At 42.7% G+C, this 307-nt stretch carries 1 protein-coding gene; it reads right to left on the minus strand.

Annotated features, from left to right (window positions below):
• Positions 1–307 (minus strand): FAD-dependent oxidoreductase (locus HC176_RS18785; RefSeq protein ID WP_167920490.1); only part of this gene is annotated, 307 nt, incomplete at both ends.

Raw genomic sequence — 307 nt, forward strand, 5'->3', positions numbered from 1 at the left:
TATGATCTGCAGAATATTCTGTTTTCTTATCGTCCTTATCTGTAACTTCGACTTTCTTGCCTTGCTTCAGTTTTCCGAAACCATTAATAACATCGATCTTGTTCTTTTTCATAAGGAACTGCACTCCTTTGCTCATAGCATCTGCTACTCCGCGGCTGCGCTTGATCACTGCTCCAAAATCCTTATCGGCTTTTTCTACTTTTAGTCCATAATCCTGGGCGTGGTTGAGGTATTCAAAAACCTGCGCACTTTTGAGAAGGGCTTTTGTGGGAATACATCCCCAGTTAAGACAAACGCCTCCAAGGCT

The sequence above is a fragment of the Tamlana crocina genome (assembly GCF_012037625.1).